The organism is Pseudomonas sp. TE3911, from assembly GCF_054062775.1.
This window is the reverse complement of sequence record NZ_JBSSFP010000001.1, coordinates 2,418,454-2,436,558: the sequence shown is the minus strand read 5'-3', so window position 1 is coordinate 2,436,558 and position 18,105 is coordinate 2,418,454. Positions and strand designations below refer to the sequence as shown.

Here is an 18,105-nt window from a genome sequence, read left to right as displayed (position 1 = left end):
CGCCATTCGTCTAATGCTTGGCACTTGCCAGGATCTGCCGCCTCACATCTTTAAGCGCGGATATCCCGAGCGTAAGAACGGAGAGCCAGCATGGACATCAATGAGAACGCCCCCGGCAATCTTTCACAGCAGGCCGTAACACGTGGCACAGACAACGAGACAGGCCACGACCCGAGAAATGATGAGGACAATATCCCTCTGCCGCCGGACGATGATGCACCTCTAGAAGAGGACATGTCCGATGTCGATGCTGCCGATTCGGTCGCCAGCGAACATCCCGACAACTGAGTATGTGTAGAGAAAGGAACCCGGCCATGTGCCGGGTTTTCGGTGTCGCTTCTATCATGCAGCAGGCGCATGGGGCGCATAGAGCGGTTTCTCCAACGTCTCCGGCATCGCCACCCACAACAGCACCAACGCAGCGCCCGCCACGCCCGCCAGGGTTAAGAAGGCCGCGTTGTAGCCCGCCTGTTGCACCACGAACCCCGCCAGGCTGTTGCTCAGTGCCGCGCCCAAGCCAAACACGGTGGACAGCGCACCCAGGCTGACATTGAAACGCCCGGTACCCTGGGTCAGGTCTTTGACGATCACCGGGAACAGCGCGCCGAAGATCCCTGCGCCGATGCCGTCGAGCATTTGCACAGCCACCAGCCAATAGGGATCGCTGGACACGGTGTAGAGCACGCCACGCAGCGGCAGAATCATGAAGCCGAATATCAGCAGCGGCTTGCGTCCCCACACGTCAGCCTTGACCCCTACCAGCCAGGCCATCGGTACCATCACCAATTGCGCGGCGACGATACAGGCCGAGGTCAGCGGGGTGGCCATCTGCAGGTTGATCTGGGACAGCTTCTGGCTGACCAACGGCAGCATGGCGGCATTGGCCAGGTGGAACAAGGCGCAGCAAATGGCAAACAGCAGCAGCGGACGGTTGGCCAGTAATACCTTCAGGCCCGACGGCTGTTCATGATCGGTGGCGTGGGCAGGGTCGAAGCCGCGGGCCACTTCATGGTCGATGGCCTTGGCTGACACGCAACTGACCGCGACCACACTGGCCACCGCCATAAACGCCATCAGGTAGAACACCACCACCGGTCCGAACAGGTAGGCCAATCCACCGGCGAGCAGCGCGGCCACGGCGTTGCCGGCGTGATTGAAGGTTTCATTGCGTCCGGTGCGGCGGGTAAATGCTCGCGGGCCGGTGATCCCCAGGGAAATAGCGGAAATCGCCGGGGCGAACACGGACGCGGCGACGGCGCTGGCAGCTTGGGTCAACGCCACCAGGCTGAAGGAGCTGACGAAGGGCAGCACTAGGCAGCTGGCGGTCACCAGGATGGCGGCAAGCGCAACCACGGCGCGTTTGCTGCGCGTGCGGTCGATCAGTGCGCCCGCCGGGCCCTGGGTGAGCAGCGCGGCGATGCCCGCCAGGGTCATGACCACGCCGATGCTGGCCGGGTCCCACTTGTGCACGGCCAGCAGGTAGATGGCCAGGTACGGGCCGAGGCCGTCGCGCACATCCGCCAGAAAGAAGTTCAGGCTGTCCAGGGACAAGGCATTTCGCAGGTCGGAGTGATTGGCCACGATGACGGCTTCGCAGAGGGGGCGTTCAACGGCTGAACACTCATTGCGTTAATGACCTGCGCGGTGAGCGTTAAGTTTCCGCAGTTGCCTGGAGTTTCAATACGCCGGCATGTGGCTTATCTTCGGTGCCCCGCCGTAAGACTTATCTGGAGACGCAATGGACATGCCCTCAGCCCAACAGGCAATTGCCAGCAACAAGGACGCCTGGGACCAATCTGCCGGCCTGCATAAAACCACCGACACCTGGAGCGCATTGCTGACCGGTGTTGGTAACGCCGATTTTTCCTGCCTGGACCCAACCATTACAGGGGTTCTGCAGGACCTGGGTGTCGCCGGCAAGGACGTGGTGCAACTGGGCTGCAACAACGGTCGAGAAAGCCTGTCGCTGTTCGCCCTCGGCGCACGCTCGGTGGTGGGGGTGGACCAGTCCGCCGCGTTTCTCCGGCAAGCGCGTGAGCTTGCCGATGTGTCGCCTCATGCTCCTGAATTTATCGAAAGCGATATCCACCAGTTGCCGCAGCGGTTACACGAGCGCTTTGATATCGCCCTGGTCACCATCGGCGTGCTCGGCTGGATGCCGGATGTGGCGTTGTTCATGCGCCATGTCGCCAGCACGCTGAAGCCCGGCGGTTCGCTGGTGATGTACGAAACCCATCCGTTCCTGGAAGTGTTCGACCCCAGGGCGCAGAACCCGCTGCTACCTGCCAGCTCGTACTTTCAGCGCGAACCCTTTGTGCTGCAGGAGTCGATTGTCTATGAAGGTCAGGGTGAGGTAGTCGGACCGACTTCCTATTGGTACGTGCACACGTTGGGCGATGTGGTGAGCGCCGCGATTTGCGCAGACCTGCAGATCAGTCACTTGCAGGAATATGCGCATTCCAATCGTGAAGAACTCTACGATCAGTACGAGCACCAAGCGGCGCAATTGCCGCTGTGCTTTACCTTGACCGCCACTAAAAGGCCTGCCTGATACGGTTTGTCCACGCAAAAAAAAGCCCGCTTAAAGAGGCGGGCCAAGGGATTCACTGGAGTAGGTAGGCTTTACCCTATCGCGCCGAAAGTGAAGGCTGTGTGAAAAGCATGTCGCAGGTTCGGACGGCGCATTGATCAAGCGCGCCGCACGAAACTGCGCATGGTCTGACCGGGGCCGGTGCTGAAGACGGTGGGCCTGGGCATCCCTTCATCGGCCGCGATAAATACAAATTCGTCGCCATCAAGGCGGTAGCTGGCAGGCAACGGCTTGCCGGCGTCATCGCCCATGGAATCGACCCACGTAATGCTTTTTGGTGTAGTGCTGCTGTCCAGGGAGAATCGGCCGGCCAGCAACAGGTCGCCTTGCACGGTTTTCACTTCGAAGCGGTCGCCTGAAATGGTGGTGATGGCACCGGGCGCAGTGTGAGCGTCTACCGGGTTCAGGACACCGCTGTCCTCAAGTGACGTTTGCTCCCAGGCGCCCTGAAGGGCCTGATGATCCGGATCTAAAGTGGGCGACATAACCATTCCTTGTAGTTGTGCAGGTGCGAACCCTGCCTAAGTAGACAGCTTTTCACAATTCTTAGTTAACTTTTCGTTACAGAATATGGCTAAATAACTGCCAATGGCCATGTAACCGCTTGTCATCAAGCCGCTCATGTTGCCTGTCTGTGAATTGTGATTTCAGGTGCTGCTATTCATCCTCGGCCGTCGTGGGCACGCAGGAGCAGCCTGTTCTCTACTGACGTGTGACGAAATCCCTTGAAGCTCATCATTGTTGTTCTCTATGTCGCCTCCATTGCGTATGTACACCTGCGTGGCCGGGTGCGACACAAACTGGGTCGCCAGCTCAGTGACCATTCAACCTTCCTGGCACCCATCAACTGTTTTCTATACCTGTTCTCCAAACTCCCCGGTCGACCGTTTCTCTCGCCCAGCGACTTCCCTGACCTAAGTCCGTTGCAGGAGCATTGGGAAGAGATTCGCCAGGAAGGCCAGAACCTCATGAAGGCAGGGGCGATCAAGCGCTCCGACCAGTACAACGACGTGGGCTTCAACTCGTTTTTCAAGTCGGGCTGGAAGCGTTTCTACCTCAAGTGGTACGGCGACAGCCATCCTTCCGCAATGAAGCTGTGCCCGCGCACCACCGAGCTGGTGCAGAGCATCGGCTCGATCAAGGCCGCGATGTTCGCCGAGCTGCCGCCGGGTTCCAAACTGGTACGCCATCGCGATCCCTACGCCGGCTCTTACCGCTATCACTTGGGCCTGGATACCCCGAATGATCCTGGCTGCTACATCAATGTGGACGGTGAGAGCTACTACTGGCGTGACGGTGAACCGGTGATGTTCGACGAGACCTATATTCACTACGCCGAAAACACCACGCAGCAGAACCGCATCATCCTGTTCTGCGATGTCGAGCGGCCGATGAAATACCGCTGGGCTGCGGCGTTCAACCGCTGGTTCAGCCGCACAGTGATGGCGGCGGCGGGTTCGCCCAACGACGCTGGCGACAAGACCGGCGGACTGAACCGAGCGTTTACGCGTCTGTACAAGATCCGCCTGCGCGGCAAAGAGCTGAAGAAACGCAACCGCACCCGTTACTACCTGGAAAAATGGGCGATTTTCGCGGCCTTGGCGCTGATCTTCGTGCTCATCTAACGCTCGGCCAGGGCGTCCTCACTGCGGTGGCTGGGCGCCCAGTTTGTCCCACATTTTCTTGCTGATCTTCTGCCGATGGGCATAACCCTCCCACGGATCCTCCTTCAGTCCCTGTAAGCGTTGGTGCAGATTGGCCACCGTCCACTGCTGCGCGCCACGCAACCCCTGCAATTCCTTACGACTGACCGGCACCGACACCGGCAGCCCTGGCCGAGCCCGTACCGAGTAGGCGGCCACGGTGCTCGCGCCCCGTGCATTGCGCAGGTAATCGATAAAGATCTTGCCCACACGGTTTTTCGGCCCGGAGGTGGCGGTAAAGCGTTCCGGCAGTTGCGCGGTCATAAACTGGGCAATGGCTTTGGCGAAGGCTTTTACCGGCTCCCAACCGTCCCGTCGTGCCAGCGGCACTACCAAGTGCAGGCCTTTGCCGCCGCTGGTTTTGACGAACGCATCGAGGCCCAGCTCGTCCAGTACCGACAAGGTGAGTTGTGCCGCTTCCAGCATGCTTTTCCAGGGCAACGCGGGATCCGGGTCGAGGTCCAGCACAAACAGGTCAGGGGTTTCGATCTTGTCTGAGGTGGCGCCCCAGGTATGAAATTCGACGGTGCCCATTTGCACAGCGCCGACTAGTGCCTGGACGCTGTCGATCTCCATCAGCGGCGCGTGGCCTGGGTCCAGCGCGGCGTCCAATTGCTTGATATGGGGAATCGCCAGGCGTTCCGAGTGCTTCTGGAAGAACTGCTCGCCCTCGATGCCTTCCGGAGCCCTGAGCAAGGACACCGGGCGATGCCGCAGAAAGGGCAGGACCCATTCGCTGATACTTTCGTAGAACTGCGCCAATTGCTGCTTTTGCGTGCCGCTTAGTGGATCGATCACTCGCTCAGGGTGGGTGATCTTCAACAGGGTCTTGGCTTGCGGGGCTTTCATGGATTCAGCCACCTGCGGCTGTTCGTGCACGATCTGCGCGGCCGGTTTATCGCTGCGCAGGCCCATAAAAGTGGCGTGGCGCACCACACCGTCACGGGTCCACTGGGCAAACTGTACTTCCCCCACCAGCGTCGGCTCCACCCACTGCACGCCTCGCGCCTGGGCACTGGTCAGGGGTTTGTGCAAAGGCGAGGTTTTGCGCGCCCGCGCTTTGAGCTGCGTGTAGATAGCCTCCAACGACGCTTGATCAAAACCGGTGCCGACGCGACCGGCGTACCTCAGCCCGCTGTCGTCATTCACCGCCAGCAGCAATGCGCCAAAACCGCTGCGCGAACCCTGGGGACGGGTATGTCCGACAATCACAAACTCCTGGCGCAAACGGCATTTGAGCTTGATCCAGTCAGTACTGCGAGCGGACGTGTAGGGGCTGCCCATGCGTTTGCCGATCACGCCTTCCAGGGCCAGGTTGCAGGCGCTCTGTAAAATGTCCTGATGATGGGCGGTGAAGGCTTCAGAAAACCGCAGTAACTTACTTTTGCTTCCAGACAGCGCGGCCTTGAGCATGGCCCGGCGATCCTCTACGGGGGCCTGGCGCTGATCTGCGCCATCCAGAAACGGCGCATCGAACAGGTAATAGACGAGGTCCAGGCTACGGCCGCTGTCAAAGGCATTTTGCAGGGCCTGGAAGTCCGGTAAACCTTCAGGGTTGAGGCTGACCACTTCGCCATCCAGCCAACTGTCCTTGAGCTTGAGGGCGTGCAGGGCTTTGACCTGCCGCGGCAGGCGCTCGGTCCAGTCATGGCCGTTACGGGTAAACAGGCGGACTTCGCCGTCGCGAATCCGCGCCAGCATGCGGTAGCCATCAAACTTGATTTCATACTGCCAGTCCCCGTCGGGCGCGCGGTCTACCAGGGTTGCCAGTTGCGGTGTGAATTGCTCGGGCAGTGCAGCGGCTGCTTTCTTGGCTTTCGGCTGGTTCTTGGTGGGGGCTATGGAGGCATCACTGAGCACGCTTTTAGGCTCAGCCTGCACGATGTCGTAGTCGGCGGCAGGGCGCGCCTGTTGGTCTTGCTCTTTGATCAGCAGCCACTGTTCCTTGTCACCGCTGCCTTTCAAGCGAGTGCGCACCAGCGCCCAATCGCCCGAGAGTTTTTCACCTACCAGCGTGAATTTGAGTTTGCCGGCGGCGTAAGCCTTGTGTGGGTCGTCATGGGGTTTCCAGACCCCACGGTCCCAGACAATCACATCACCGGCGCCGTATTGACCGGCCGGGATACTGCCTTCGAAACTGCCGTAGCCCAGCGGGTGGTCTTCCACGTGAACCGCCAAGCGCTTCTGGCTGGGGTCGAGGCTTGGGCCCTTGGGCACGGCCCAGCTTTTGAGCACGCCATCGAGTTCCAGGCGAAAGTCATAGTGCAGGTTGCGTGCGTCGTGCTTCTGGATCACGAACGACAGTGCTGACGTCTTTCGTTTGCCCGTGGTCGCCTTGCCGGAAGGTTCTGCGGTGATCTCGAAATCGCGCTTGCGATTGTATTCACTCAGCGGCTTTGCCATGGCGTTCTCCCAGTAATGCCAGGCTCAAGAGGCCTTTTTCTTGGCGGTTTTTTTCGCCGCAGGCTTACCCGCCAGGCTGCGCTTGAGCAGTTCGGTCAGGTCGAGCACATCGGCCGACTTGCGCTCTTCGCTGCCTTCCTTGGATTCCACATCTTCAATCTTGCCGGCCTTGGCCTTCTTCGCCACCAGCGCCATGATTTTTTCCTGAAAGCTGTCGCGGTAGGCATCCGGTTGCCAGTCGGCGCTCATGTCCTCCACCAAGCGCTTGGCCATGTCCAGTTCACCTTTGGCCAGGGAGGGTTTGGTTACGTCGCTGCCCAGTTCCAATTCATCCAGGCTGCGCACCTCGGCGGGCCAGCGCAGCATCACCAGCACCAGTGCGGACTCCAGGGGCATCAATGCCGCCAGGTGCTGCTTGGTGTGCAGCACCACATTGGCCAGGGCGACCTTGCGGGTTTTCTTGAGGGTTTCCCGCAGCAGCGCGTAGACCTTGCCGCCGCGTTTGTCCGGCGCCAGGAAGTAGGGCGTGTCGATGTTCTGCAACGGGATCTGGTCGCTGGCGACAAAGGCGATGATTTCGATGGTCTGAGTAGACTTGGGGTGGGCCGAGCGAATCTCCTCTTCGCTGAGCACCACATAACGTCCCTTCTCAAACGCTACGCCTTTGACGATGTGCTCCTTGGTCACTTCCTTGCCGGTGGTTTTGTTGATGCGTTTGTAGCCCACCGGGTCCATGCTGCGCTTGTCCAACCAGTCGAAATCCACACCCTGTGCGGACGTGGCGGAGACCAGCGATACAGGGATATGAACCAAACCGAAGCTGATGGCGCCTTTCCAGATGGCCCGTGGCATAAGTGCGATTCCTTGAGAAGAGACTGTGTTCGGGTGACTCGCGGGCGGTTAAAAAAGTTTCCCTGGATGGATGCGCGGACAGATCGTGTTACACCTGATGAGGAAGTATTTAGTTACCAAAGCCGAACCCCAGGCGTAGCGTGGTATCGAAAGCAGGTACTCCTCGTCCCAGAGAGGCTTTGTCATGATCACCCGCGTGCGTCATCTTGCAGTGCTGGCGCTGAGCCTGGCACTTGCAGCCACCGCTCAAGCGCAGAACCTGCCTGGCGGCAACAACACCAACAATGGCCCCATTCACCGGGCCAACCCCAACAGCATGCAGGGCACGCAGCCCAATGCGCCGGCGATTCGCGGTATCCAGACCGTGCCGGCCACGCGCCCGCCGACCCTGGAAAACGGCGGCATCGGCAACCGTTACCCCCAGCGTGAGGCCGCGCCCAGCCGCCCGGCCACCGACACTAAAGCCCCCACGTTTGATGCCAACGGCAATCGCCGGTAAGGACTCGTCTTATGTTTATACGCAAAACCCTGTTAGCCGTTATGTGCGCGACGACCCTGACGACGGTCTACGCCGCCGATTTGCAGCAGTTCCCCAGTGAACAAGGCAGCCTCACTGTCACCTCGATCGTCAAAGGCCTGGACCACCCATGGGCCGTGGCGTTTCTGCCGGACCAGCAAGGCTTCCTGGTTACCGAACGCCCTGGCCACCTGCGCGTTGTCAGCCCGGATGGCAAGCTCTCGGCTCCGCTGAGCGGCGTGCCTGAGGTGTGGGCCAAGGGGCAGGGCGGTTTACTCGATGTGGTGCTGTCGCCCGATTTCAAAGAGGACCGCACGGTCTATTTGTCATACGCCGAAGGCGGCGGCAAAGGCGGCACGGCCGGCACTGTGGTGGGACGTGGACGTTTGGCGGCGGACCTCAGCGGCCTGATCGATTTCAAAGTCATCCTGCGCCAGGAGCCGAAGCTCTCCACCGGCAATCACTTTGGCTCGCGCCTGGCCTTCGACCAGGATGGGTACCTGTTTGTGACCCTGGGCGAAAACAACGACCGACCCACTGCCCAGGACCTGGACAAGCTGCAAGGCAAGGTCGTACGGATCTACCCCGACGGCCGCGTGCCGGATGACAACCCCTTTGTTGGTCAGCCGGGCGTACGCCCCGAAATCTGGTCCTACGGCCAACGCAACCCACAGGGACTGGCACTGAACCCCTGGAGCGGCACGATCTGGGAAAACGAGCACGGCCCCCGTGGTGGTGACGAGATCAACATCGTCGAACGTGGCAAAAACTATGGCTGGCCCCTGGCGACGCACGGCATCAACTACTCCCTGACGCCGATTCCGGAGGCCAAAGGCAAGACGGCGGAAGGTACCGTGGCGCCCCATCATGTGTGGGAAAAGTCACCGGGCATCAGCGGCATGGCGTTCTACGACAGTGACCGGTTCAAGGCGTGGCAGCACAACGTGTTCATCGGCGCGCTGGCCAGCCAGGAGCTGATTCGGTTGCAGTTCGAGGGCGACAAGGTCATCCACGAGGAGCGTTTGCTGGGAGGTTTGAAGGCGCGTATTCGCGATGTGCGGCAGGGCCCGGATGGCTTTTTGTATGTGCTGACGGATGAGGATGATGGTGCGTTGTATCGAGTCGGCCTTAATCAGGACTGAGGCACTCAGCGTAGGGAGGGGGCTTGCCCCCTCTCACATTTGAACCGCACCAGGTTTTACAGGCCGAGATCGGACAACCCCGGATGCTCATCCGGGCGTCGGCCCAGCGGCCAATGGAACAGCCGCTCGCTTTCCATGATCGGCCTGTCGTTGATACAGGCAAAACGGTTGGCCATCAGGCCGTTTTCGTCGAACTCCCAATTCTCATTGCCGTAAGAGCGGAACCAGTTGCCGGAGTCGTCATGCCATTCATAGGCATACCGCACGGCAATGCGGTTGTCGGTGAAGGCCCACAATTCCTTGATCAGCCGATAATCCAGCTCCTTGGCCCATTTGCGCGTGAGAAAGCCTTTGGCTTCTTCGCGGCCATGGACGAATTCGGCGCGGTTACGCCACTGGGTGTCCAGGGTGTAAGCCAGGGACACACGTTGTGGGTCGCGGGAGTTCCAACCGTCTTCGGCCAGGCGGACTTTTTCAGTCGCTGATTCGCGGGTGAATGGCGGCAGCGGCGGGCGTGTTTCTGGGGTGGATGACATTTCAACGCTCCTGTTTAGACAAAGTGGCTCGGCCAGTGCATTCAAAGCCCTAATAACGTTCGCGCCATGCATTGCGCGTTATCAGCAGCGGTTGTATCGCCCATGACCAGGGCAACGGTAATGGCGCCATCGATCAGGATCAGCAGGTGTGCTGCCTGCCGTTCGGGGTCGCAGGTGCCATGGGCTTGGCACAGTTCAAGTGCGTACTCGAACAGTTTCTGTTTATGCGCTTTGGCCAGCAGGCGCACCGGGCTGTGCGGGTCGCCGGTTTCACCGCTGGTGTTGATGAAGGCACAGCCGCGAAAATCCGCCGAGCCGAACCACGTCCTGAGCGCGTCAAACAGCGCGAGCAGGCGTTCGCCGCTGCCGTCGACTCGTTCCACTTCGCCGCGCAGCCAGTGCATCCAGCGTTCATCGCGGCGTTGCAGGGCCGCGATCACCAACTCGTCTTTATTGGCGAAGTAGCGGTAAATACTCTTGCGCGAGACGCCAGCGGTTTTCACCAGAAAGTCCATGCCGGTGGCGGCGATGCCGTGGCGATAGATCAACTTCTCGGTGACGTCGAGGATAATGTCGCGGGTTTCATTGCCAGTAATGTCGTTCATGTCGCACACAGTAGAACGATCGTTCTTCATGGTCAATGGGCTTTTTCCTACGAGGCAACGAGACCTGAGCAACCCCATGGTGTAAGCTCGGGGCCTCTTCGGATTCGACCCATTGCGAGCCCTATGCCGTCGTTCTTCAAACGCTCCCTGTTGCCCAAACTGCGTGGTTTCCCCCTCACTCCCGACGCGCTCGATGTGCTGTCCGGTGCGGATGCGTACCGCCGCTGCCTGCTGGAAAAAATCTCCCAAGCCACCCGGCGTATCTACATCGTGGCGCTGTACTTGCAGCAGGACGAAGCAGGGCAGGAGATCTACGACGCCTTGCACGCCGCCAAGGCTGCACGGCCGGAGCTGGACATCGTGGTGGTGGTCGACTGGTTGCGCGCCCAACGCGGGTTGATTGGTGCGGGCAAACAGCCCGGCAACAGCGCCTGGTACCAGGCCATGACACAGAGCCATGCCAGCGAAGTGCCGGTGTACGGCGTTCCGGTACAAACCCGCGAGCTGTTTGGCGTGTTGCACCTCAAGGGCTTTGTGATCGATGACAGCGTGCTGTACAGCGGCGCCAGCCTGAACAACGTGTACCTGCACAAGTTCGACAAATACCGGTTTGACCGTTATCACCTGATCCACAGCAAGCCCCTGGCCGATTCGATGCAGCACCTGGTGGAACACGGCCTGGTAGCGTCCAAAGCGGTGCACCGCCTTGACCTGCCCAACCCGCCCACCACCCGCAGCCTGCGCAACGACATCGGCGACCTGCGCAGCCGCCTCAAGCACGCGACCTACGACACCACAGCCGGGCAGTTGCCCAATGGCCACCTGTCAGTCAGCCCGTTGCTCGGCGTCGGCAAGAACAACCCGCTGAGCCGGGTGATCCTGGAGCTGATCGCCAGCGCCCAGCAGCAACTGACCATTTGCACGCCGTACTTCAATCTGCCATTGGCGGTCACGCGCGAGATCAACCGTGCCCTGGCGCGTGGCGTGAAGATCGACATCATCGTCGGTGACAAGACCGCCAACGACTTCTACATCCCACCCAGCGAGCCTTTCAAGGTCATCGCGGCACTGCCATACCTGTACGAAATCAGCCTGCGTCGCTTTGCCAAGCGCCACCAGCCGATGATCGACAGCGGCCAATTGAACCTGCACCTATGGCGCGATGGCGACAACACCTACCACCTCAAAGGCATGTGGATCGACCAGCGTTACACCTTGCTCACCGGCAACAACCTAAACCCTCGGGCGTTCCGTCTCGACTTGGAAAACGCCTTGTTGATCGACGATCCCCAGGGGCAATGGTTGGAACCACGGCGGACCGAGCTTGAGCAGATTTTCCAGCACACCACCCGCATCGACGGGTACGCGCAGTTGCAGACACTGGTGGATTACCCCCCGGCGGTCGGCAAGTTTCTGCGTCGGGTGAGCCGCGTGCGGATCGAGCGACTGCTTTACCGGATCCTGTAATCCGCCGCAACGCAACGCGTAAGGCGGCAAGATTCGGCTTACATTCAGCGCGTTTAAGCTTTCCTTAGATTGCCTCTCCAGACGAAGCCGTATTCCACGGCCTAGCGCAGAGAGGATTGAATATGTTGACGCCACTGTCGAGCACCGGCTCGCCCCTTCAATATGCTGTGCAGGCTCCCGTAGTCGGAGAGGACAGTGCCAAGCCCACGGTCCAGCAGTCGCGCCTATGGGCCGCCCCGGCAAACGTCGCCAACCTTGCCCAGGCGCCGCGCCTAAGTCCTGAGCTGGTGGAACGGGACGCGCTGGCCGAGCGCCTTGAAGCCGGGCTTGAAGACCTGCCGGACGGCGCACGCACCGACTGGTCCGCCGAGGCCTGGGACGTTCCACTCACATCGTCACTGCTCGCGCGCAGCCAAGCGGCGATGGAGCGTTTGCAGGCATTTGTGTCTCGCCCGCAAATGCTCGCCCTGCTGCAGCGCGAACGGTTCGATTGGGACGGTAAGCCCTTTCGAGTATCTGAAGGCCGCCTTGAACGCTTGAGCCCGGTGGGGGGCTGGGTGAATCTGACCCATTACGTCAACGACGTAGACACGTTGCGTGATGAGCTTGCGGCGTTGACCCCACTGACCGAACCACTGGGGAATGCCGTGTACTCGACGCCACGGGTTGACGCACGCCAGCTCCTCGAATTGAAGGGGCTGGGGTCGCCACGCACCGTGGCCGAGACACGCAATGTCATCCGCTGGTTACGGCTGTCGCTGCCGCCGGCGCCCGCAGTGGGTGACTACACCGGGCCATATTCCTCCGATACATTGAGCGAGGCTGATAAGGCCACACTGACTAAAGTCGCGCGGATCAACCTGGACGACGTCAAACCTGGCCACATCGGTGGTTATTCGATCTATCAACCGGCGAATATGGGCCGTTCGTTGAGCGAGGTGCGGCGCGATATCGAGCAGCACCTGCAGCAATATAAAAAGCTGACGCCCGACCTGGCGGCGCTGGTCACCCCGGTATTCCTGGCGCAAGCGGCGCCGGAAATGCTGGTCAAGGAAGTGCCGGACACGTTGCGTATCGGCACTCTGGCCTGGATGGAGCTACGCCTGGGCTGCACGCTGGCCGATCATGCTGCGCCGGGCACGTCACGGATGATGAGTGAACACCAGGTCCGTGCACTGACGACCCTGGTGCCCACCAGTGAGGCGCAAGCAGAATTGATGCAACTCAATGCGCTGAAAATCCTCGCCGACTGGGGCGTGTTGAACGGCGCCGTCAGGCTGCGCAGTGACGGCGAGTATTCGCAACACGACCTCCAGGAGGCGTCGCGGGCACTGTTCAAACAGCAAGAAGAGACGGCTGAGGCCTTCGCCAGCGCCAGCGTGGAACTGCCGACGCGCAAGGCGCTGGCCATCCGGGAGTTGCTGCGATTATTCCCCGACAGCACGGCGTCTGAGCTTGAGCGCATGAGCCTGGAACTGGCTAACGGCAAAGATCGCCGCAACGCACCGGTCACCGAACCGCGCAGCCGTTCGCTGTTGGAAACCTACATGACCGGCGACCTCACACCGGGAAAGTGGGTGCTCAGCAAGCATTTGCTAGCACCGCCGACGTCTGCGCAAACGCCCTATCAGCCAGACCGCGCGCCGCAGGTGGCGGAGGGCGCCCTGGAGTTACTGGATCGACGCATTCGTCATCTGCCCGAGCTTGAACCGTTACTCAAAAGCACCGTCAACCGTCACCTCAAACAGCTCCAGGGCGCCTATGCCACGAAGCTCAAGTTGATGTTTGCCCAGTTACCCCTTGCCGAGCGCATGTTGATCGAGCTGGGCAAGGTCGAATTGTTCACCCTGCGTGGCGAAACTGGCGTCGTTCAGGTCGAGGAGACCCAGGCCCGCAAAGATGCGCAGCGCGGTCGCCACGCAACCCTGATGCGTGTGGAGCATGACCAGACGGTGGCCTATTACGAGGTCTTCGCCAGCGGCGAGCTGATCAAGCGTACAGACCTGCCCGACGCCATCGAGCTAGACGGCGTGATTCGCAAGCAGCGCATCAGCGCGCCCCATGGTTCGGTGTATGTGCCGATAGTCCGTGGCACACAGATGCCCTTCGATCTTGCTGCCTACACGACCGGCTCTGCGCCACGGCCGGAGGCGATGGCGTCGTCGGTTATCGTTGAACCGCTGGGGGGAGCGATTGCGCCAGGCGAGTTGCCTGCCAACCACACGCTGCAAAGCTTCGCGCCCAACACTTATGGCTCGCGCAAGATCGCGGCCATTGCCGGCAGAATCGCTCAGGAGAATTTCTATGAGCCCGCCGAGGCTCTCTTGCAGCGCGCGCGTGATCCGTTACCACTTGAAAAACGCCGGGAAGCCCGGGCCCGCGAGCACGAGTTTCTATTGGGGTTTGTGCCGTTCCTCGGTGCGTACCAGGCGTTCAAGCGCGGCGATATCGCCCAGGGCCTGGGCAATTTGACCGTGGATATGATCGGCGTGGCCATCGGCGCCGGCGGTCAGGCGAGTGGCCTGCTGCGTTCGGCCAAGGCCTTGCTGCCCAACCCGGTGCAGCGACTTGCCACGCGGTTCACACCCGCGGCCGCTACGGCGAATACGGCTAAAGTCGCGGCCAGTTTCAGCGAGCGCGCGTTTGACTTCATCAAACACTCCGGCCTGTTTGCCAATGCCGCGTTAAACCCGCTGGATGGTTATCCGCAGATGATCCATGCCGCGACGAAGGGCCTGGTAAAACTGCCGGTGCTGCTGGCGGGGGGAGCGACGAAATGGGGCAAGACGGCGCCGCATCTGCTCACGGCTGAAGAAAAATTACGTACGTACATGATGGTTGCGGGGGGCCAGGCGAGCAGCGCCGAACCGGTGATGCCCCGCGCCGGAGCGCGGGACATGGCGTCAGGTCTTGATCAGTTCAAGCCCAGCTTGCCGCGTAGCGTCGACAGATCTTCAGCCAGCGTGTTCACCGGGCCTACCAACGCCTTGCGGTCGTTGTCCTTGACCTTATCGTAGGTCTCGAAACCGCCGTCCTTGGTCTTGTACTTGGCCAGGACCTTGTCCACGGTGGCGAAGTTCTTGTCGACCTTGGCCAGGAAGGCCTTGTCCTGTTTGTCGATCTGGCCACGGAACAGGTCGACGATTTTCTTCGCACCGTCGATGTTGCCCTGGAAGTCATACAGGTCGGTGTGGCTGTAGCGGTCCTCTTCGCCAGAGATCTTGGTCGCTGCGACCTCTTCCAGAAGGGCTGCGGCGCCGCCCACGACTTTTTCCGGCGGGAAGGTCAGGCCGTCGACCCGGGTCTTGAGGTCGTTGACGTCGGTGTTGAGCTTGGCCGTCAACGTTTCCAGGCCCTTGGTTGAGTTCTGCGAGAACAGCGCGTATTCGATGCGGTGGAAGCCGGTGAAGTCTTCGGCTGTCACGCCTTTTTCGTGGTCGTCGACACGGGAGTCGATGGACGCATCCAGATCGCTGAACAGCTCGGCGATCGGCTCGATGGACTCATAATGCACGCGGGTCGGCGCGTAGAGCTTCTTGGCGGTAGCCAGGTCGCCCTGGTTGATGGCGTCGGTAAACGCTTTGGTTTGGGTGACCAATTCACCGATTTCTTCGGTGACGTAGATCTTGTAGTCCGACACCGGCCCTACCAGATCCAGCGGCGCCGTGGTGGCGGCGAAGGCGGCCAGGGGTGAGAGGGTCACTAACAACGACAACGCGAGGGTCGACTTCTTCATAGGGCGGTTTCCGCTGTGGGGGTTGGTTTCAGGTGGTGGCAGTGGTTTGAGGGTGCGTGGCGGCAAGCAGCGTGCGACCGATGAAATCCTTGGGCCCGGTGACTCCCGGCAAGGTGAAGAAATACCCGCCGCCGACGGGCTTGAGGTATTCCTCCAGGGGCTCGCCGTTGAGTCGGGTCTGCACGCTGATAAAGCCTTTCTCCAGGTCAGCCTGGTAGCAGATGAACAACAGCCCCATGTCCAGCTGACCGTTTTTATTGACGCCGTTGGAGTAGTTGAACGGTCGACGCAGGATCAGGTTGGCCTGCGTCTGCGGGGTACGCGGGTTGGCCAGGCGGATATGGGCATCGAGCTTGGTCAGCTTGCCTTCCGGGTCCTTGCTGTAGTCGGGCACCTGGGATTCTTTCTGGCCATCCATGGGCGCACCGGTGGTCTTGACGCGGCCAATGATGCTTTCTTGCTCCTGCAGGGGCGTGCGGTCCCAGCGCTCGACGAAGTTGCGGATGATGCGCACCGCCTGGTAACTGCCATTGGCGGCCCAGGCCGGTTCGTCGCTGCCGGGTTGGACCCACACAATCTGGTCCATCGCCTTGTTGTCGTTGGAATTCGGGTTGGCCGAACCATCACGGAAACCCAGGAAGTTACGCGCGCTCTGCGCCGGCTCGCCGGGTTTGGCCGGCGCCTGTGGCGGCACGCTGCCTTCCTGTTTCCAGCGCACCAGCAACAGGTCGGGCAGGTTCTTCACGATGTCGCGCAGGGCGTGGATATTGGTGTCCGGTGTGTTAGAGCTGAATTGCAGGCTCAGGTCGCCGTGGCACTGCGCCGGCTCCAGCGCATCGTTGGGAAAACCGACCATGCGGCTCAGACGCTTCGGTTTGGCGGCGCCCAGTCCGAAGCGTTCATCAAACAGCGATTCGCCGACAGACACGGTGATGGTCAGGTTGTCCGGTGTGACCACCGGGCCAAGGATCCCGGAATCGGTGGGCGGCAGCTTCGGGTCGACCTGGGGCACGGTGCCGCCGGTCATCAGAAAGCTGATGCGTTCGTTCAAGGTGCGGAACAGGCGCTCCAGGTCTTCACGGTCGCTGGCCAATACGTCGAACGCCACCAGCATGCCGCAGGCCGGGCGCGGGGTGACGATACCGCTTTGGTGCTTGCCGAAAAAATCGTGGTGGTCCTGGGTCTTGTCACTGCGCGGTGCGGTAGTGACTTGCTCGGCGGCGGCCGCCATGGCCGGGCAGGTCAGGGTGCTGCCGGCGATGGCCGCGCCGGTGGCGGCCATGCCCAAGAGGACACGGCGACGTTGGGCTGAAAACTGTTCTGAGTCACTCATAAAATTCGGTCGTCTTCACTGCAGGCCGGAAAGGCCAAGGGCGGGGTCGATTCCATCGAGTGCATCGGCCAGAGCCTTGGCCTTGTCGGCGATCTGCTTGCGCTGATCGGCGGTCACGCTGTCGTACGTGCTGTAACTGTCATTGACCTTGAACCCCGCGAGCTCGGCATCGAACGCGGCGAGGGCGTTGTCGATGTCAGGCAACAGGTCGGCAGCGGACTTGGTCAACAGTGGACGCATCAACTCGACCACTTTGTGCGCCACTTGCAGATTGGCGGCGAAACCGTTCAGGTCTAGGTGGCTGTAGCGCTCTTCCTCACCGCTGATGGCGCGCACATCGGCCAGACTGTTGAGGTTGCGCACCACGATACTCACCAGTTGCTCCGGTGGCAGCGATTGAGCTAGCAGTTGCTGCTTAAGCGTGGTGACATCGGTCACCAAGCGCTGCGCCACCGGGGCCAGGCCGTCGAGGCTGCGTTGCTGGAACAGGCTGTATTCGAGGCGATGGAAGCCGCTGAAGGCCGGGTCCTGTTCGCGTTTCTCGAAGTAATCGGCGCGGGCGTTGATCGCGTTGTCCAGCTCTGCCAGGCGTTGGGACGCCGGCGCCAGTCGTTGGTAAGCCTCACGGGCCGGCGCATACAGGGCCTGGGCCTGCGCCAGGTCACCGGCGTCGATTGCTTGTTGCAAGGCGGTCGCAGTCTTGACCAGCGCGGTGCCCTGGCCGCTCAAGTACACGCGGAATTCCGACAGCGGGCCGATAAACGCCACCATCGACGGCTTGGCCTTGGCCTGGGCATCGGAGGCTGCCGTTGGCGTCACATGCAGGGTGCCACGGGGATTGCTCAATAGGCCGCAGGTGATCGCATAGTCGCCCGGCAGCAGGTTGGCGTTGATCACCTGGCTCAGACCGGGGGCAATGTTTTCCCGCTCTTCGACCACCAGCACGCCGTCGAGGATTTCCCATTCCACCGCGCGGTCGGAGCGGTTGATGATACGAAAGCTCGCGCGCCCGGCCGGAACCGTCAACGCGTTGGGCTCGCAGGCGTGGCCATGAATCGTTACAGCGATCTCATTGCTGTTGGTCTGGCGCTTGGCGGCGGCCAATTGCGATGCGTAATAGAACAGGCCACCGGCGGCGATCATCACGACCACCGAGCCGGCCACCGCCCAGCGCAGGGCGCGGGGTGGCGAGGCGGGTTGAGGCGTTGGGTTGGACAAGAG

At 61.0% G+C, this 18,105-nt stretch carries 16 protein-coding genes; 7 read left to right on the top strand and 9 right to left on the bottom strand.

All coding sequences use genetic code 11. The features are described from left to right. Positions 1 to 90 precede the first annotated feature (90 nt). Positions 91 to 288 carry a hypothetical protein gene (locus tag ACVWXD_RS11020; RefSeq protein ID WP_095184895.1) on the top strand — a complete coding sequence of 66 codons (198 nt, stop codon included), beginning with the start codon at positions 91 to 93 and terminating at the stop codon, positions 286 to 288. A gap of 54 nt (positions 289 to 342) precedes the next feature. Here the strand turns inward: ACVWXD_RS11020 and ACVWXD_RS11015 are convergent, their stop codons facing one another. Beyond that, positions 343 to 1,581, bottom strand: coding sequence for an MFS transporter (locus tag ACVWXD_RS11015; RefSeq protein ID WP_099602364.1), 1,239 nt, complete (start codon positions 1,579 to 1,581; stop codon positions 343 to 345). Between the two features lie 157 nt (positions 1,582 to 1,738). Between ACVWXD_RS11015 and ACVWXD_RS11010 the strand changes: the two genes are divergently transcribed. Then, positions 1,739 to 2,551 carry a class I SAM-dependent methyltransferase gene (locus ACVWXD_RS11010; RefSeq protein ID WP_032891262.1) on the top strand — a complete coding sequence of 271 codons (813 nt, stop codon included), beginning with the start codon at positions 1,739 to 1,741 and terminating at the stop codon, positions 2,549 to 2,551. A 137-nt stretch (positions 2,552 to 2,688) separates the two neighbouring features. On the opposite strand, the gene ACVWXD_RS11005 is transcribed toward ACVWXD_RS11010, so the two are convergent. Beyond that, positions 2,689 to 3,075: a TIGR03067 domain-containing protein gene (locus tag ACVWXD_RS11005; RefSeq protein ID WP_095184893.1), complete on the bottom strand. Its 387-nt coding sequence runs from the start codon at positions 3,073 to 3,075 to the stop codon at positions 2,689 to 2,691. 240 nt (positions 3,076 to 3,315) lie between these two features. On the opposite strand from ACVWXD_RS11005, the gene lpxO reads away from it, so the two are divergent. Continuing rightward, the gene (gene lpxO / locus ACVWXD_RS11000; RefSeq protein WP_122681578.1) at positions 3,316 to 4,215 is read left to right on the top strand and encodes a lipid A hydroxylase LpxO; all 900 of its coding nucleotides are present in this window, start codon (positions 3,316 to 3,318) and stop codon (positions 4,213 to 4,215) included. Between the two features lie 18 nt (positions 4,216 to 4,233). Here lpxO and ligD read toward each other — a convergent pair whose 3' ends face one another. Together ligD and ku are read right to left on the bottom strand one after the other, a co-directional pair. Next, positions 4,234 to 6,696: a DNA ligase D gene (gene ligD, locus ACVWXD_RS10995; protein ID WP_181643939.1), complete on the bottom strand. Its 2,463-nt coding sequence runs from the start codon at positions 6,694 to 6,696 to the stop codon at positions 4,234 to 4,236. Positions 6,697 to 6,720: 24 nt separating this feature from the next. Further along, positions 6,721 to 7,548 (bottom strand): non-homologous end joining protein Ku, encoded by an 828-nt coding sequence (ku, locus tag ACVWXD_RS10990; protein ID WP_032891268.1) that lies wholly within the window; start codon positions 7,546 to 7,548, stop codon positions 6,721 to 6,723. A gap of 184 nt (positions 7,549 to 7,732) precedes the next feature. Between ku and ACVWXD_RS10985 the strand changes: the two genes are divergently transcribed. Together ACVWXD_RS10985 and ACVWXD_RS10980 are read left to right on the top strand one after the other, a co-directional pair. After that, positions 7,733 to 8,047 (top strand): hypothetical protein, encoded by a 315-nt coding sequence (locus tag ACVWXD_RS10985; RefSeq protein ID WP_032891269.1) that lies wholly within the window; start codon positions 7,733 to 7,735, stop codon positions 8,045 to 8,047. A gap of 11 nt (positions 8,048 to 8,058) precedes the next feature. Further along, the gene (locus ACVWXD_RS10980) at positions 8,059 to 9,207 is read left to right on the top strand and encodes a PQQ-dependent sugar dehydrogenase (protein ID WP_181643938.1); all 1,149 of its coding nucleotides are present in this window, start codon (positions 8,059 to 8,061) and stop codon (positions 9,205 to 9,207) included. A 56-nt stretch (positions 9,208 to 9,263) separates the two neighbouring features. On the opposite strand, the gene ACVWXD_RS10975 is transcribed toward ACVWXD_RS10980, so the two are convergent. Beyond that, positions 9,264 to 9,743 (bottom strand): nuclear transport factor 2 family protein, encoded by a 480-nt coding sequence (locus ACVWXD_RS10975; protein WP_260368115.1) that lies wholly within the window; start codon positions 9,741 to 9,743, stop codon positions 9,264 to 9,266. Positions 9,744 to 9,784: 41 nt separating this feature from the next. Further along, positions 9,785 to 10,348, bottom strand: coding sequence for a TetR/AcrR family transcriptional regulator (locus tag ACVWXD_RS10970; protein WP_095185029.1), 564 nt, complete (start codon positions 10,346 to 10,348; stop codon positions 9,785 to 9,787). A 123-nt stretch (positions 10,349 to 10,471) separates the two neighbouring features. Between ACVWXD_RS10970 and pssA the strand changes: the two genes are divergently transcribed. Then, a complete protein-coding gene (gene pssA / locus ACVWXD_RS10965; RefSeq protein WP_032891275.1) occupies positions 10,472 to 11,815 on the top strand; it encodes a CDP-diacylglycerol--serine O-phosphatidyltransferase in 1,344 nt (447 codons plus the stop codon). A 122-nt stretch (positions 11,816 to 11,937) separates the two neighbouring features. Further along, entirely contained in the window at positions 11,938 to 14,832 is a 2,895-nt protein-coding gene (locus tag ACVWXD_RS10960; protein WP_457370991.1) for a hypothetical protein, read from the top strand. Here the strand turns inward: ACVWXD_RS10960 and efeO (ACVWXD_RS10955) are convergent. From efeO (ACVWXD_RS10955) to efeO (ACVWXD_RS10945), 3 genes are read right to left on the bottom strand one after another with little or no spacing between them, the layout of a single operon-like run. Continuing rightward, positions 14,730 to 15,551 (bottom strand): iron uptake system protein EfeO, encoded by an 822-nt coding sequence (gene efeO / locus ACVWXD_RS10955; protein ID WP_032891279.1) that lies wholly within the window; start codon positions 15,549 to 15,551, stop codon positions 14,730 to 14,732. The two genes, ACVWXD_RS10960 and efeO (ACVWXD_RS10955), sit on opposite strands and share 103 nt — an antisense overlap. A 28-nt stretch (positions 15,552 to 15,579) precedes the next feature. After that, entirely contained in the window at positions 15,580 to 16,884 is a 1,305-nt protein-coding gene (gene efeB, locus ACVWXD_RS10950) for an iron uptake transporter deferrochelatase/peroxidase subunit (protein ID WP_181643935.1), read from the bottom strand. Between the two features lie 15 nt (positions 16,885 to 16,899). Next, positions 16,900 to 18,102 carry an iron uptake system protein EfeO gene (gene efeO, locus ACVWXD_RS10945; protein ID WP_260368119.1) on the bottom strand — a complete coding sequence of 401 codons (1,203 nt, stop codon included), beginning with the start codon at positions 18,100 to 18,102 and terminating at the stop codon, positions 16,900 to 16,902. Positions 18,103 to 18,105 lie beyond the last annotated feature (3 nt).